At 45.8% G+C, this 14465-nt stretch carries 14 protein-coding genes, 1 rRNA gene and 1 pseudogene; 3 read left to right on the top strand and 13 right to left on the bottom strand.

The features are described from left to right. Positions 1-124, bottom strand: a 16S ribosomal RNA gene (locus tag ACINLD_RS19455); the annotation flags it as partial. 230 nt (positions 125-354) lie between these two features. After that, the gene (locus ACINLD_RS19450; protein ID WP_409445225.1) at positions 355-1239 is read right to left on the bottom strand and encodes a nucleotidyltransferase-like protein; all 885 of its coding nucleotides are present in this window, start codon (positions 1237-1239) and stop codon (positions 355-357) included. 216 nt (positions 1240-1455) lie between these two features. Between ACINLD_RS19450 and ACINLD_RS19445 the strand changes: the two genes are divergently transcribed. Beyond that, positions 1456-1806 (top strand): YgzB family protein, encoded by a 351-nt coding sequence (locus tag ACINLD_RS19445; RefSeq protein ID WP_026589501.1) that lies wholly within the window; start codon positions 1456-1458, stop codon positions 1804-1806. Between the two features lie 47 nt (positions 1807-1853). On the opposite strand, the gene perR is transcribed toward ACINLD_RS19445, so the two are convergent. Both perR and bcp read right to left on the bottom strand, forming a co-directional pair. Continuing rightward, positions 1854-2291 (bottom strand): peroxide-responsive transcriptional repressor PerR, encoded by a 438-nt coding sequence (gene perR, locus ACINLD_RS19440; RefSeq protein WP_026589502.1) that lies wholly within the window; start codon positions 2289-2291, stop codon positions 1854-1856. 215 nt (positions 2292-2506) lie between these two features. Further along, positions 2507-2980, bottom strand: a complete 474-nt coding sequence (bcp, locus tag ACINLD_RS19435) for a thioredoxin-dependent thiol peroxidase (protein WP_026589503.1) — start codon at positions 2978-2980, stop codon at positions 2507-2509. A 146-nt stretch (positions 2981-3126) separates the two neighbouring features. Here bcp and ACINLD_RS19430 point away from each other — a divergent pair, with 146 nt between their 5' ends. Both ACINLD_RS19430 and ACINLD_RS19425 read left to right on the top strand, forming a co-directional pair. Beyond that, positions 3127-4425 (top strand): glutamate-1-semialdehyde 2,1-aminomutase, encoded by a 1299-nt coding sequence (locus tag ACINLD_RS19430; RefSeq protein WP_077735279.1) that lies wholly within the window; start codon positions 3127-3129, stop codon positions 4423-4425. Between the two features lie 195 nt (positions 4426-4620). Further along, the gene (locus ACINLD_RS19425) at positions 4621-5688 is read left to right on the top strand and encodes an FUSC family protein (RefSeq protein WP_026589505.1); all 1068 of its coding nucleotides are present in this window, start codon (positions 4621-4623) and stop codon (positions 5686-5688) included. Between the two features lie 31 nt (positions 5689-5719). Here the strand turns inward: ACINLD_RS19425 and ACINLD_RS19420 are convergent, their stop codons facing one another. The 9 genes and pseudogenes from ACINLD_RS19420 to ACINLD_RS19380 form a co-directional block, all read right to left on the bottom strand. Beyond that, the gene (locus ACINLD_RS19420; RefSeq protein WP_026589506.1) at positions 5720-6610 is read right to left on the bottom strand and encodes an ABC transporter permease; all 891 of its coding nucleotides are present in this window, start codon (positions 6608-6610) and stop codon (positions 5720-5722) included. A 12-nt stretch (positions 6611-6622) separates the two neighbouring features. Beyond that, positions 6623-7624 (bottom strand): ABC transporter permease, encoded by a 1002-nt coding sequence (locus ACINLD_RS19415; RefSeq protein ID WP_410207124.1) that lies wholly within the window; start codon positions 7622-7624, stop codon positions 6623-6625. A gap of 21 nt (positions 7625-7645) precedes the next feature. Next, entirely contained in the window at positions 7646-9244 is a 1599-nt protein-coding gene (locus ACINLD_RS19410; RefSeq protein ID WP_410207123.1) for an ABC transporter substrate-binding protein, read from the bottom strand. 1 nt (position 9245) lies between these two features. Continuing rightward, positions 9246-10196: an ABC transporter ATP-binding protein gene (locus ACINLD_RS19405; RefSeq protein ID WP_026589509.1), complete on the bottom strand. Its 951-nt coding sequence runs from the start codon at positions 10194-10196 to the stop codon at positions 9246-9248. After that, a complete protein-coding gene (locus ACINLD_RS19400; protein ID WP_026589510.1) occupies positions 10186-11172 on the bottom strand; it encodes an ABC transporter ATP-binding protein in 987 nt (328 codons plus the stop codon). Before ACINLD_RS19400 ends, ACINLD_RS19405 begins: the two co-directional genes overlap by 11 nt. A 132-nt stretch (positions 11173-11304) precedes the next feature. Next, on the bottom strand, positions 11305-13047 hold the full coding sequence (locus ACINLD_RS19395) for an ABC transporter ATP-binding protein (RefSeq protein WP_077735281.1): 1743 nt from the start codon (positions 13045-13047) through the stop codon (positions 11305-11307). 75 nt (positions 13048-13122) lie between these two features. Further along, a complete protein-coding gene (locus ACINLD_RS19390) occupies positions 13123-13653 on the bottom strand; it encodes a DUF402 domain-containing protein (protein ID WP_026589512.1) in 531 nt (176 codons plus the stop codon). Positions 13654-13814: 161 nt separating this feature from the next. Beyond that, positions 13815-14060 (bottom strand): YgaB family protein, encoded by a 246-nt coding sequence (locus tag ACINLD_RS19385; protein WP_026589513.1) that lies wholly within the window; start codon positions 14058-14060, stop codon positions 13815-13817. Positions 14061-14233: 173 nt separating this feature from the next. Further along, a pseudogene (locus ACINLD_RS19380) lies at positions 14234-14383 on the bottom strand (gamma-type small acid-soluble spore protein); the annotation flags it as partial. Between the last annotated feature and the right edge of the window lie 82 nt (positions 14384-14465).

The raw sequence follows: 14465 nt of genomic DNA, 5'->3' as shown, positions 1-14465 counted from the left end.
CCCACGTGTTACTCACCCGTCCGCCGCTAACCTCAGGGAGCAAGCTCCCATCGGTCCGCTCGACTTGCATGTATTAGGCACGCCGCCAGCGTTCGTCCTGAGCCAGGATCAAACTCTCCATAAAAAAGTTTGATAATGACTACGCACACTCGCATGTGCGATTTATTTAAAATGAATTAACAGGTACGTTTTGTCTTGTTTAGTTTTCAAAGATCATTTCCGCTTCCTAGTGAAGCGACTTTATTAGTATAACATTTTCAACTAGGCGTGTCAAATGTTTTTTTAATTTTCGTCGCTGCTGCTTTCAGCTCAAAAACCGTTTCGCTAACAGCGACGTTTAATACTATAACATCGTCATGATTTAGAGTCAACACTTTTTTTAACAAAATATCCGCGGTGAAAAATCTTTTGACCCTTGGTTTCAATCTCCTTGACGCCCACCAAATCCTTTTCAGTCAAAAACTCAATAATAACTCCAAGGTCTGCTGTAAAGTATTTGAGATCAGGATGCTTCAGAAGCTCGGCAAATTGCCAAGTCTTTTTTTCATCCATTACATCAAGAATGTGCGCGGCTCCGATTTCTGCTTTTGAATGAATGAGAAAATCGCTTGCGAGAAATAATAACTCTAATCTTTTATGCAGGCTTTCATTGCTTTCGATCAGTTCCTTATACAGCTTATATACCTGCGGTTCCATGTGACGCACTTGGTTCCAAACCGTCACTTCGGGATGAAAACCTTTATCTATCACTTCGATTCTGGCCAGATGATGGAGGGCATGCACGATGGAATTATAGGCATCCAGCAGCTGACCATCCTCAAAAAATGCTTTTCCTTCTATATACCTTCTGATTAATTTTCCATATTCAAGACCAATTTTTAATTTCCGTTCGGAGAATGGAAAAGTATTCAGCTGTTCAATCAGCTTTACGATAAATTCATTTCTGTCAAAAAGAACTTTCCCATTCAAAATCCAATCTATGATTCTTCTGTTCGTGCCTAGCAAAATCCATTCTTGAAGCTGTTTAACAGAAATAATATGAAGAGAAGCCGTTTTTCCGTTAAACTCATAATGCTTCACGAATACAGGGTCTTCAGCATTGTTCACGATAACCAGCAATGCCGCATCAAAATTATCTGTCGCAGATGAGGTTTGATTTCTCCTCTCGATAATCATGACAGCTAAAGTGTCGGGGCGGCTTGCTCTTTCTTGGTAAATCGGACGGAGAAGATTTTCCATCACCATTCCTCCAATACGATGTAAAATACATGCTCTTAAAAGCTTCTCTTTTGTTCTACCTACTTCTACGAGCCAATAAAAACTCCTTTATTTTGAAAACACATTGAATTATTATAATCAATTTCCCCAAAACTCTCTATAGAAAATTCCAATTCATTCTCAAAAATTCAGAATAACACATCCTGGATATGCTATATTAGAGACAGGGGGATGGATATGGCCAAATATTCAAGCAAAATCAACAAAATCAGAACATTTGCCTTAAGCTTGGTTTTTGCAGGCTTCATTATTATGTACATCGGAATCTTTTTCAGATCCTCGGTCTTCGTGATGTCGGTGTTTATGATCTTGGGGGTTTTATCTATCATGTTGAGCACAGCGGTTTATTTCTGGATCGGGATGCTTTCAACCAAAGCTGTGAAAGTCGTCTGCCCGAACTGTGAAAAACCGACCAAAATCTTGGGCCGGGTCGACATGTGCATGCATTGCAGGGAGCCTCTTACAATGGACAAAAACCTTGAAGGAAAAGAGTTTAATGAAACGTACAACCGAAAGTCTCTCAGATAAGTGGGAAACAAAAATAAGCTGACCGTTAAAAAAGCGGCCAGCTCTTTTTAATGGCTTTCTTTTTTATCGCATTCCTGACATAAACCGTATATCTCCAGTCTGTGGTGACTGACTTTGAAACCTGTCACATGGGAAGCAAGCTGTTCCACTTCGTCGAGACCCGGATAATGAAAATCGACGATTTTTCCGCAGCGTTCACAAATCGCGTGGTAATGCTCGGATGTTACGAAGTCAAACCGGCTGGAAGAATCGCCATATGTCAATTCCTTTACGAGCCCTGATTCCTTGAAAACCCGCAAATTGTTATAAACCGTTGCTACGCTCATGTTTGGAAATTTCCCTTCCAGAGCTTTATATATATCATCTGCAGTTGGATGAGACATAGAATTTACGAGAAATTCCAGAATGGCATGACGTTGAGGAGTAATTCGCACCCCGGTTTCCTTCAACGTTTCCAACGCTTCTTTCAGGTTATGTTCAGCCATCGTCATGCACCTCTCTTCTAAAAAAAATTCTTACATTATAATGTTTATAATTAGTGTAACTCCTGCGAAGTTTCTTTGTCAATTCCAATCCCTGTGAAAAAGCGTTTTTTTAAGCAAAAAGGCGCTCTATTAAAATGATGGCCAAACATCCGGGCAAATATGACCATAAAAAGGGCCGATTCCTTAAGAAAAGTTCGGCCCCCCGTAAATGCTGCTTATTTGCCGGCGGCGTCTCTGACTGCTTGCAGAGCCTCCGCAACATGATCTTTAACCTTCACTTTTCGCCATTCTTTCACTAAGCGTCCTTCTTTATCGATCAGAAAGGTTGAACGTTCAATTCCCATATATTCTTTGCCGAAGTTCTTTTTCAGCTTCCAGACATCAAAGCTTTCGGCAAGCTGATGTTCATCATCGACGAGCAGCAAAAACGGAAGATCGTGTTTTTCCTTGAATTTTTCATGGCGTGTTTGATCATCAGGGCTGACCCCGATAATGACAGCATCAAGTTCCTTAAAGCTCTCGTGGCTGTCTCTGAAATCACAAGCTTCTGTCGTACACCCCGGGGTCATGTCTTTCGGATAAAAATAAAGCACGATATACTTCCCTTCAAAGTCCGAGAGCTTTACTTTTTCTCCATGATCGCCCAAAAGTTCAATATCAGGTACTTTTTGTCCAATTTCAACAGTCATTGTTTTACCTCCTGTTTTTCAGTTGCTTCCCCCATTATAAAATAAGTTTCCTCCTATTCAAATGTCGGCGGCTTCTTTTTTGCTCTCTGTCACCATCGTGTTACAATATAACAATAGAAAGAAGGAGCAGAAATAAGGAGGATATTATGCAGCACACACAATCTGAAAAGCTTCATGAAGAAGCTCTTCAACATATAGTAGGCGGCGTCAACAGCCCGTCAAGATCATACAAGGCTGTCGGCGGAGGATCTCCGGTCGCGATGGAAAAAGGCCGCGGCGCTTATTTTTGGGACGTAGACGGCAACAAATACATAGATTATCTGGCGGCATATGGCCCGATCATCACCGGCCATGCCCATCCGCACATTACGAAAGCCATTCAAAAAGCGGCAGAAAACGGCGTCCTCTACGGAACACCGACAAAACACGAAGTCACATTTGCCAAAATGCTTAAAGAAGCCATTCCTTCATTGGATAAAGTAAGATTCGTCAATTCGGGGACGGAGGCCGTGATGACGACAATCCGTGTCGCGCGCGCCTATACCGGCAGAACGAAAATCATCAAGTTTGCCGGATGCTATCACGGTCATTCCGATCTCGTACTGGTCGCGGCCGGTTCGGGCCCGTCCACCCTCGGGACACCCGATTCCGCCGGGGTTCCGAAAAGCATTGCAAATGAAGTGATTACCGTTCCTTTCAATGATATCGACAGCTATAAAGAAGCGCTTGATAAATGGGGCGATGATGTGGCGGCCGTGCTTGTCGAACCGATCGTCGGAAACTTCGGCATCGTAGAACCGAAAAAAGGCTTCCTTGAACAGGTGAACGAGTTGACGCATAAAGCCGGAGCATTGGTTATTTACGATGAAGTGATTACCGCTTTCCGCTTTATGTACGGCGGAGCTCAAGATCTCTTAGGCGTCAAGCCGGATTTGACGGCGCTCGGTAAAATTATCGGCGGCGGACTGCCGATCGGCGCCTATGGAGGCAAAAAAGAAATTATGGAACAGGTGGCGCCTCTCGGACCGGCGTATCAGGCCGGGACAATGGCCGGAAACCCGGCGTCCATCTTATCCGGTATCGCCTGCCTGGAGGTGCTGAAAGAAAAAGGCACATATGAAAAGCTTGACCGCCTTGGCGCCATGCTTGAGGAAGGAATCGTGACACATGCGAAAAGGCATGGCATCGCTATTACCGTTAATCGACTCAAAGGCGCGCTTACCGTATACTTTACAAAAGACAAAATCGAAAACTATGAGCAGGCAGAAAATACGGATGGAGAGATGTTCGCGGCGTTTTTCAAACTGATGCTCGAGCGCGGCGTCAATCTTGCCCCGTCTAAATATGAGGCTTGGTTTATCACGACCACTCACACCGAAAAAGATATAGAGGACACGCTGAAAGCCGTGGATGAATCATTTGAACAATTGAAACAGCGCAAATAAAAGAGAGCGGACCGCTCTCTTTTTTGCCACTTAAAAGGGCGAAAGGTGCATTCAGGTTTGAAACTTTGTCAATGATTTGTTTTTTCTTTAAAATGGGTTGAATATTTCCGAAGATCGCTGTATATTACTTTATTGTTTGGCAAATTAACAGAGAAAGAACGAATTTTATATAGAAAGGGATGCAGGTACAGCCTAATGAAACTTGGTGCCCGTATTTTCAAAACAGGGATTGCCATCACGCTCGCTCTATACCTCGCGGAATGGATCGGCCTTCCTACACCGGTTTTTGCCGGAATCGCGGCTATTTTTGCGATCCAGCCTTCGATTTATCGTTCATTTTTAACGATTGTCGATCAGGTGCAGGCGAATATTATCGGAGCGGCGACAGCTATTATTTTTGGACTTATTTTTGAACCCAGTCCGATTATTATCGGATTGACGGCGGTCATTGTCATTACGATCAACTTGAAGCTGAAGATCGAAAACACCATTTCGATCGCTCTTGTTACCGTGATTGCCATATTGGAGAGCTCAGGCGACAATTTTTTATTGTTTGCCCTCGTGAGAACCGGAACGGTTATTCTCGGCGTTTTGTCCGCGTTCCTGGTCAACCTGATTTTTCTGCCGCCGAAATATGAAACAAAGCTCGTCAGCCATATTGTTGAAAACACAGATGAAGTCATTAAATGGATCAGGCTGTTGACGCGGAAGACAACGGAACATTCCATGCTGAAAGAAGACATCGAAAAACTGAAAGAAAAAATGATGAAGGTCGATCACCTTTACTTGCTCTATAAAGAAGAAAGAAGCTATTTAAAACGATCCACATATGTGAAGCAGAGAAAGCTCGTGCTGTTCAGACAGGCGATCATTGCATCCAACCGGGCGCTCGACGCTTTGAAAAAGCTGCACCGCCTGGAAAACGACTTTTACCACATGCCTGAGGAATTTCAAGAAACGCTTGTGGAAGAGCTTGACTACCTGCTGCATTGGCATGAACGGATTTTAATGAGATTCGTCGGCAAGATCAAAACACAGGATACCGTTGATCTCCATGAAGAAGGAGACGTGTATAAACAGCATTTGACCGAGTCGTTCCTGAAAAACCAGGATAAATTAAAAGAAGATCTGCTGGACTACAATATGCTGACCATCATGGCCAGCACTGTGGAATACCGCGAGCAGCTGGAGCATTTGGAAACATTGATTTCAAGCTTTCAAACCTATCATAAAAAAGACAGCGAGCTTGAAGTTGAAGAATAAAACCGGTTAACGAAATCGTTAACCGGTTTTTTTATCGGCCTTCCTTCATCTTTGGATCAAGGGTGTCCCGAAGCCCGTCGCCCATTAAATTAAAGCCGAGCACCGTCAGCATAATCGCTATGCCGGGAAAAAATAAGGTCCATGGCGCCTGTGCCAAATACGGTCTTGCATCAGCGAGCATTTTACCCCATTCAGGATTCGGCGCCTGCGCACCGAGCCCCAAAAAGCCGAGCGCCGCCGCTTCGATAATCGCTGTTCCGATATTGAGCGTGGCTTGAACGATAACCGGAGCCATGCTGTTCGGAAGAATGTGTTTAAACATCATTCTCATATTGGACATCCCGACCGCCCGCGCCGATAAAATATATTCTTCCTGCCTGATGCTGAGCACCTTTGAACGGACAAGCCTTCCGAATGTCGGGATGTTGATGATGGCGATGGCGATCAAGGCATTTTCCAAAGATGGGCCAAGGATGGCGACAATGGCAATCGCAAGCAAAATGCTGGGAAACGCAAGTAAGATGTCAAACATTCTTGAAATCACGGCATCCGCCCATCTCCCGTAAAATCCCGCAATCAGCCCCAAAAGCGTTCCCGCTAGTGCCGAGCCCAGGCAGGAGAAAAAACCGACCCATAAGGAAAGCCTTGCTCCGTACAGCACTCTCGAAAAGATATCCCTGCCAAAATCGTCCGTGCCAAAGAGGTGTTCAGCGGATGGAGCAGCAAGCCTGTCTGACAGCGATTGGTCATTTAATCCGTAAGGCGAAATCAGCGGCGCAAAAATGGCCAGCAGAATAAACAGCGCGACAATGATAGTGCCGGCCGCGGCCAATTTATGATCAAGAAACCGCCGAATGTTTTCCGACAAAGGAGAGCGGCTGTCCGCTTCTCCCCTCTGCCGCACTTTTTGCAGCACAACCACATTCCCCGCCTCCTAATATTTGATTCTCGGATCGATGACGGCATACAGCAGATCAACGATAAAATTAATCATGACGAAGATGAAGGCGATCACAAGGATGCCTGATTGAATCACCGGATAGTCGCGGTAGCTGATCGCATCATAAATGTAGCGGCCAATGCCCGGCCAGGCAAAAATCGTCTCCGTCAAAATCGCGCCGCCCAAAAGCAGTCCGGTTTGCAGGCCGACGACGGTAAGAATCGGAATCAAAGCGTTTTTTAAACCATGCTTGTAGATGACAAAAAGCATTTGAACGCCTTTTGCCTTTGCGGTACGGATATAATCGGATTGCAGAACCTCTATCATGCTCGCTCTCGTAATCCTGGCGATAATCGCCGCTGGAATGGTCGCCAGAGCGGTTCCCGGCAAAATTAAATGACGGATCGTTTCAACAAACTGATCAAATCGCCCGTTCCATAGAGTATCAATCGTATGAATATAGGTAACGGCTTCGACCGGATTGCGGACATTTTCTCTTCCTGTTGTGGACAGCCAGCCCAATTCAATGGAAAACAACCATTGCCCCATTAATCCGAGCCAGAAGATCGGCATAGAAACGCCGATTAAAGCCAGCAGCATGGCAAAGTAATCAAACGCCGAGTTTTTAAACCAGGCGCTGATGATTCCGGCATTTACACCGATGATCACCGCGATCACCATCGCAAAAAAAGCAAGCTCGAGAGTGGCGAATAAATATGGCTGAATTTCTTTTGTAATCGCCGCTCCCGTGCGGATTGAAGTCCCCAGGTCCCCTCTCAGCAAATCCCCGATATATTGGCCGTATTGAATATACCAGGGCTGATCAAGGCCGAGCTGACTTGTCAGCTGTTCGACCGCCTGCTTTGTCGCTCGCTGGCCGAGGATCACCTGGGCCGGGTTGCCGGGAATAAAGCGGATGATCGAAAAAACGACGAGGGTCATGCCGATAAGGACGGGAATCAGCATGACGGTCCGTTTTAAGCAGTAAGCTAGCAACGGCTGTCACCACCTTGTGAACTATTTAAACTCTACATTTGATAAGACTTCACTTCCTGTCGGATGAGGAACATAGCCGCTGATGTCTTTTGTCCCGGCCAAAATCGGTGTCGAGTGGACGAGCGGAACCCACGGCGATTCTTCATGAATCAGCTCCTGCGCTTTTTGATAAAGCTGATTTCTCTTCTTTTGATCAGGGTTCGACTGCGCCTCGATCAACATGTCATGGAGCTTGTCATTGCTGAAATAGCTGTAGTTGTTGCCGCCGATATTGTCTTTATCAAGCAATGTGTAGATGAAATTGTCCGGATCTCCGTTGTCGCCGGTCCATCCCATTAAAAACGCATCAGCTTCGCCTTTGCTCACTTTGTCGATATAAGTGGCCCAGTCATATGTGACGATTTCCGCTTTGACACCGATTTTCGCAAAGCTTGATTGAATCACTTCAGCGATTTTCATCCCGTCCGGCATATATGGACGCGGAACAGGCATCGCCCACAGCTTCATGTCAAAGCCATTCGGATATCCGGCTTTTTTCAGCAGCTCTTTGGCCTTTTCAAGATCGTACGGGTAGGCCTTTATCTGGTCGTTGTAGCCTTCCAGTGACGGCGGAAGCGGATTTTTTGCCGGTTCGGCAAGCCCGCCGTAGAAAGAATCGATGATCGCCTGTTTATCAACCGCATAGTTCAATGCCTGGCGGACAAGCTTGTTATCAAACGGCTTTCTTGTCGTCGTCATCCCAAGGTAGCCGACATTCATCGACGGCCTTTCAAACATTTGCAGATTGGCGTCTGCCTTAATGCTCTCGATATCCGATGGATTGACACCGTCCATCAAGTCGATTTCTCCTGTCTTCAGCGCATTGAGACGGGCCGAGTTTTCAGGAATGGCTCTAAAAATAATCTTGTTCAGCTTCGGTTTGTCTTGATCCCAATAACCGTAAAACTTTTCCAGGACAATCCGGTCGTTCGGCTTCCATTCCACGAATTGATAAGGTCCTGTGCCGACGGGGTGTTCTCGGAATTGATCACCGTATTTTTCGATGGCAGCCGGGCTTGCGATTCCAAACGATGTCATTGCAAGGTTCTTTAAAAACGGCGCTTGCGGGCGTTTTAAGATAAATTGGATTTGATGCTCTCCAAGAACTTTGATCTCTTTGATGACATGCCCCTCATCTTTTTTATAACCGCCGAACATCCCGTAGTAAGGGAATTGATCTTCATCTCCGTTCATCCATCGTTCGAAATTATATTTGACAGCTTCTGCATTAAAATCGGTGCCATCATGAAATGTAACACCTTTTCTCAAATCCAGCGTATAGGTCAAGCCGTCGTCTGACACATTCCATTTAACGGCCAGCCCCTCTTTAAGGCTTGTGTCCTGTTCATCGTAATTGAGCAGTGTTTCAAACATGTTGATCGTCACCTTAAAGGCCTCGCCTTCAGTCGTCGTAATCGGGTCAAGCGATGTTGAATCACCCCCTCTGCCAACGATGAGCGTATCCTTTTCGGTTTTTGCCCCGCCGCCTTCCTTCCCGCCTTCTTTCCCAGAGCATCCCATTAAAAAAACGGAAATGATCAGCAGTATTCCAAACCCTTTCAGCCAGCTTTTTCGCTTCATTCTATTGCCCCCCTGTTATGAAATGACATGCCGCATAATGCCCAGCAGATATTTCAGCGAGCAACGGCTCAGCTTCCTTGCATATCGCTTCGCGCTTCGGACACCTGCTGTAGAAAGGACATCCCTTCCCGCTTCCGCCGGAGACCATGACATCCTGCATTCTATCCTCAACCTCCCCTTTGCCGATTACCGGCACAGCCTCTAAAAGAGCCTCTGTATAAGGGTGTTTCGGCTCTCTAAATAAAGTATCAGCATCTGACATCTCGACGATTTTCCCAACATACATGACAGCAACGCGGTCGCTGAGATAGCGGACGACTCCAAGATCATGAGAAATAAAGAGAAAGGTTAATGCAAAAGCTTCCCGCAGGTCTTTCAGGAGATTCAAAATTTGCGCCTGCACGGACACATCGAGCGCGGAGACTGGTTCATCGGCGATGATCAATTTAGGCTTTGTGATCAGCGCTTTTGCAATTCCGATCCGCTGCCTCTGGCCTCCGCTGAATTGATGGGCATAGCGCTCTCCATAAGAAGCATCCATCCCGACAATTTCGAGCATTGAGCGGACGACTTCTTTCCTTTCTGCTTTTGATCCTAAGCGATGAACAATCAGCGGTTCCTCTAAAATATCTTTGATTTTCATGCGCGGATTTAAGGAAGCGTACGGATCTTGAAAAATCATTTGAAAGTGCCGCCTCATGCTGCGCAGCTCTTTGGCGTCGAGAGCTGTCACCTCCCGGCCGAGAAATGTCACCTGACCTGAAGTCGGTTCTGTCAGCCGCAAGATCGATTTTCCCAAGGTTGATTTTCCGCAGCCTGATTCGCCGACAATCCCTAAAATTTCGCCTTTTTCAACTGAAAATGAGACATCATCCACCGCTTTGACGACTTTTTTTCGCGCTGCCGGATAGTGCGTTTTCAGCTTGCTGACCCGCAACAGTTCATGCTCCATCTGCTCCACCTTCCTCCTCAAAGAGAAAACATTTTACAGAATGGTCATCTCCCAGCCGGCACATCTTCGGCTCTTCCTGTGTGCAGCGTTCGATTTTGTGCGGGCAGCGCGGGGCGAACATGCAGCCTTTTTTAATGGTCCCTGGTCTTGGCACCTGCCCCTCTATTGAAGACAGTCTTTCCGACTTGCTGGTGAATGCGGGGATAGAGGCAAACAACCCTTTTGTATACGGATGTTTCGGACTGTCGAAAATGGCTGTGACACTGCCTTCTTCAACAATGCGGCCGGCATACATGATCATCACCCGTCCGCAGATATTGTGGACGACACCAAGGTCATGGGTGATCAAGAGAATCGCCGTCCCAAATTCGGCGTTCATTTTTTTCAAAAGAGAAAGAATTTGCGCCTGGATGGTGACATCAAGAGCTGTTGTCGGCTCATCGGCAATCAGCAGTTTCGGTTCGCAAATCAAAGCCATTGCGATCATGACCCGCTGTCTCATGCCGCCTGACAGTTCATGGGGATATTGCTTTATCAGCTGGTCCGCCCGCGGAAGACCGACGGTTTCCAGCATTTGAACACATTTTTTGCGCGCGTCTTTTTTTTGAATGTTGGTGTGGCTGGAGAGTGCTTCTGTCAGCTGGCTGCCAATTGTGAAAAGAGGGTTGAGAGAGGTCATTGGCTCTTGAAAAATCATCGCGATTTCATTTCCCCGCATGCTTCTCCATTCTTTTTCAGACTGCTTGAGAAGATCTTTTTTCTGGAAGAGAATCCGGCCTGTCGTACGGGTACTGGCATTCAGCCCCATCAAGGCCATGGATGTGACGCTTTTGCCACAGCCGGATTCGCCGACGACTCCAGTGATTTCTCCGTGCCGAATTGAAAAAGAAACGCCTTGAACAACCGGGATTTCTGTTTTTTTCTTTTGAAACGAAATAGATAAATCCGAGACATCAAGTAATTTTTCTTTTGCCACTTATACACCTCCGGAGCTTGTATTTTTTAAATTGTATTTAGACAAGCTAGGAAATATGTACGAAATTTACGGGATAAAAAAAGCCCGGCTTTCGTTTGCTTCACAAACGAAAGTCAGGCTTTTCGGCGTTATTTAGCTTAATGTCTGGATCGTAAACAGATGCTTGTAATGGCCGTCACGGCTCATTAATTCCCCGTGCGTCCCGGTTTCTACAACACGGCCGTTTTCAATGACGACAATTTTATCAGCGTGTGTAATGGTTGACAGTCTGTGGGCGACGATAAAGGTCGTCCTGTCCTTTGCAAGCTTTTCCATCGCTTCCTGAATAAAGTGCTCGCTTTCAAGGTCAAGCGCTGATGTTGCTTCATCCAGGATTAAAAGCGGAGGGTTCTTCAGGAACACCCTTGCGATTGAAACCCGCTGCTTCTGCCCTCCTGAAAGCTTCACACCTCTTTCTCCGACCTTCGTATCATAGCCGTCAGGCAGCTCCATAATAAAATCGTGGGCATTCGCCGCTTTTGCCGCCTCGATGATTTCCTCCATTGAAGCCTCGGGCTTGCCTATGGAAATGTTTTCGCGGATCGATTCGCTGAACAAAAACGTATCCTGAAGCACCATGCCGATCTGGTTTCTCAGACTTCGCGCCTGATAATCGCGGACATCGATGCCGTCAATATACAAGTTTCCGGAAGTGACGTCGTAGAACCTCGGAATCAGGCTGACCAGCGTTGATTTTCCGCCTCCGCTCATTCCGACAAGGGCGATCGTTTCCCCTTGCTCCGCCTTAAGAGAAAGATTTTGCAGGATCAATTCATCCGACTTTTCATATTGGAATGAGACGTCTTTAAATTCGACAACCCCTTTTAAGCGATCGGCTTTCACGGCATTCGGCTTATCTTTTAATTCATACGGCTCATCAATAAATTCAAACAGCCTGTCCATGGACGCAATGGACTGGGTCAAAGTCGTTGATGAGTTAATCAGGCGTCTGAGCGGATTGTAAAGGCGTTCGATATAGCCGAAAAACGCCACCATCGTCCCGACCGTCAGTGATCCGTGAATCACATAGTATCCGGAGACCGTAATGATGATCAGCGGCGCAAGATCGGTAATCGTATTGACAACGGCAAACGTTTTCGCATTCCAAGCCGTATGGCGGATCGCTTTGCCGAGAAAATTGCCGTTCTCATGGTCAAACTGCTTTTGTTCATGATCTTCGATAGCAAAGCTTCTGATCACCGGCATCCCCTGAACCCGTTCGTGAAGATGGCCCTGCACTTCAGCCAAAGCCTGTGAACGCTCTCTCGTCAAGGTTCTGAGCCTGCCGTAAAAATATTTAACAGACAGCCCGTAAAGCGGAAACAGCACGATCGAAATGAGCGTCAGCTTGACATCCATCGTCAGCATGATGGTGACGGCGATAAAAATCGTCATGACGTCAAGCCAGACATTCATAAGACCAATAATGACAAATTCCTTCGTTTGCTCGACGTCGTTGATGACCCTGGAAATAATTTCGCCTGCACGGGTGTTCGCATAGTATCTGAGACTCAGCTTTTGAATGTGGGAAAACAGCCTGTCCCTGATGTCATACAGCACCTTGCTCGCCGTCCACTGTGCGAAATACTGCCGATAATATTCGACCGGCGGCCGAAGCACCAAAAAAATGGCGAACATAACCGCCATTACAATAAATAAGGTGGATGTTTTTTCTTCTGCGGTTCCGTTTCCCTGAATGATGTCGTCCACAACATATTTCAAGAGAAGCGGAATCACAAGCGGAATAGAAAATTTGATAATGCCAATCAGAACCGTCAGAATGATTTTCCATTTATACGGCTTGACAAACTCCATATATCTTTTGATTACACCCACACGTCATCCCCCCTCTATATTTTGATGGTGTGAGCTCACTGAAAAAACCTGTTGAACCTCAACAGGTCTGTTGGATTATTTTGTATAATGCAAATAACGTTCATACCAAATGTCGATAAACTCCGGAGCAAACGGGCCTTTTCTTTGATGAATCCAATGCAGCAACGTATTTAAATGGTATCTTAAAATGCCGTCGATTTCTTTTGGATAATTCATCATTTTTTTATGATCGGCATACTCATCTTCATCAAGGATATGATACGTCATATCCGGGAAGACCTTCACATCAAGGTCGTAGTCGATATATTTGATCGCTTCATCGTCCAAAGCAAACGGCGAACTGATATTACAATAGTAATAAATTCCGTCTTCGCGAAGCATGCCGATGACGTTAAACCACTGCTTGGCATGGAAATAACAAATCGCGGGCTCTCTTGTCACCCATGTCCGGCCGTCAGATTCTGTGACCATTGTCCGGTCATTGGCGCCGATGATGCACAATTCCGTTGCTTTTAAAATCGTCGTTTCATTCCATATCCGATGGATTTGCCCATTGTGCTTGTAGCTATGAATTTGAATGGTTTCTCCTTCCTTGGGAAAGCCCATGTTTCTCCCCTACTTTCTTTGCAAAAGCCTTACAAGTCAGTGTGTTACATCGCCTGTCCGACAGTTCTTTTATTTATTATAACGTTTGAAAATAAAAAATGAAAATGAAAACAGCCACTCCGGAACAGGAATGGCTCATTTTGAGAAATCGACATAAACTTTCAGGCTTCAATTTTTTGATAAGCCTGAATCACCTGCTCCGTCTGCTTTTGAAACAAATCCTGAATGGCAGCAAGATCTTTTCGCTTTTGAGATATCTCTTCCCGGATCGATAAAAGCTGGGCTTTTTTTTCAAGGGCCGCAAGTTCTTTTTCGATTTCCTGGCATCTCTCAATCTCGGCTTGAAGGTACAAAAGCTTGTCCATAATTTCCATCTGCCCCTGAACCAAGTTTTCAAATTCCGGCATTCATGATCCTCCATTCTATGCTCTACTCCATTTATTGCCTAAGTAACATTTCTCTATACCTGGCGAATGTCCTTTGACTGATTCTGCCTAAGAATCGGAAGTTTTGTCGGAACGAAGGGCAAAGAAAAAAGCACCCCACTCGAATTGTGAAGTGCTTTTTCCTGTTTCAGTGATTAGCTGTTTTGCTGTTTATTTTGCTCAGCTTGCTGGTTGTTTTTTCTTACTTGCTGCGCATCAGTTTCGCTGGCAAACTCAGTGCCGAACTGACCGCCTTGTGCAGAAGCTTGGTTTTGTTGTCTTACTTTTTGTGCGTTTGTTTTGGATTGTTGGTTAGCCATTGTATATCACCTCCACGACCATTAGATTGTGCAGGTGGGTGATATCCTATACACGCCGGCTTAAAAA

It is taken from the genome of Bacillus sp. z60-11, assembly GCF_046464135.1.
In the GTDB taxonomy this organism is placed as follows: Bacteria; Bacillota; Bacilli; order Bacillales; family Bacillaceae; genus Bacillus; species Bacillus sonorensis_A.
Note: the sequence above shows the minus strand (reverse complement) of the source record. Positions and strands in the feature narration are given on the sequence as shown.

What these genes read in the sequence shown, in the direction of transcription:
- ACINLD_RS19390 (WP_026589512.1), bottom strand. Translation starts at nt 13,653, where the DNA reads ATGGGCTTTCCCAAGGAAGGAGAAACCATTCAAATTCATAGCTACAAG.
- ACINLD_RS19445 (WP_026589501.1), top strand. Translation starts at nt 1,456, where the DNA reads ATGGCCAAATATTCAAGCAAAATCAACAAAATCAGAACATTTGCCTTA.
- ACINLD_RS19410 (WP_410207123.1), bottom strand. Translation starts at nt 9,244, where the DNA reads ATGAAGCGAAAAAGCTGGCTGAAAGGGTTTGGAATACTGCTGATCATT.
- ACINLD_RS19385 (WP_026589513.1), bottom strand. Translation starts at nt 14,060, where the DNA reads ATGCCGGAATTTGAAAACTTGGTTCAGGGGCAGATGGAAATTATGGAC.
- ACINLD_RS19425 (WP_026589505.1), top strand. Translation starts at nt 4,621, where the DNA reads ATGAAACTTGGTGCCCGTATTTTCAAAACAGGGATTGCCATCACGCTC.
- ACINLD_RS19405 (WP_026589509.1), bottom strand. Translation starts at nt 10,196, where the DNA reads ATGGAGCATGAACTGTTGCGGGTCAGCAAGCTGAAAACGCACTATCCG.
- ACINLD_RS19450 (WP_409445225.1), bottom strand. Translation starts at nt 1,239, where the DNA reads ATGGAAAATCTTCTCCGTCCGATTTACCAAGAAAGAGCAAGCCGCCCC.
- ACINLD_RS19430 (WP_077735279.1), top strand. Translation starts at nt 3,127, where the DNA reads ATGCAGCACACACAATCTGAAAAGCTTCATGAAGAAGCTCTTCAACAT.
- perR (WP_026589502.1), bottom strand. Translation starts at nt 2,291, where the DNA reads ATGGCTGAACATAACCTGAAAGAAGCGTTGGAAACGTTGAAGGAAACC.
- bcp (WP_026589503.1), bottom strand. Translation starts at nt 2,980, where the DNA reads ATGACTGTTGAAATTGGACAAAAAGTACCTGATATTGAACTTTTGGGC.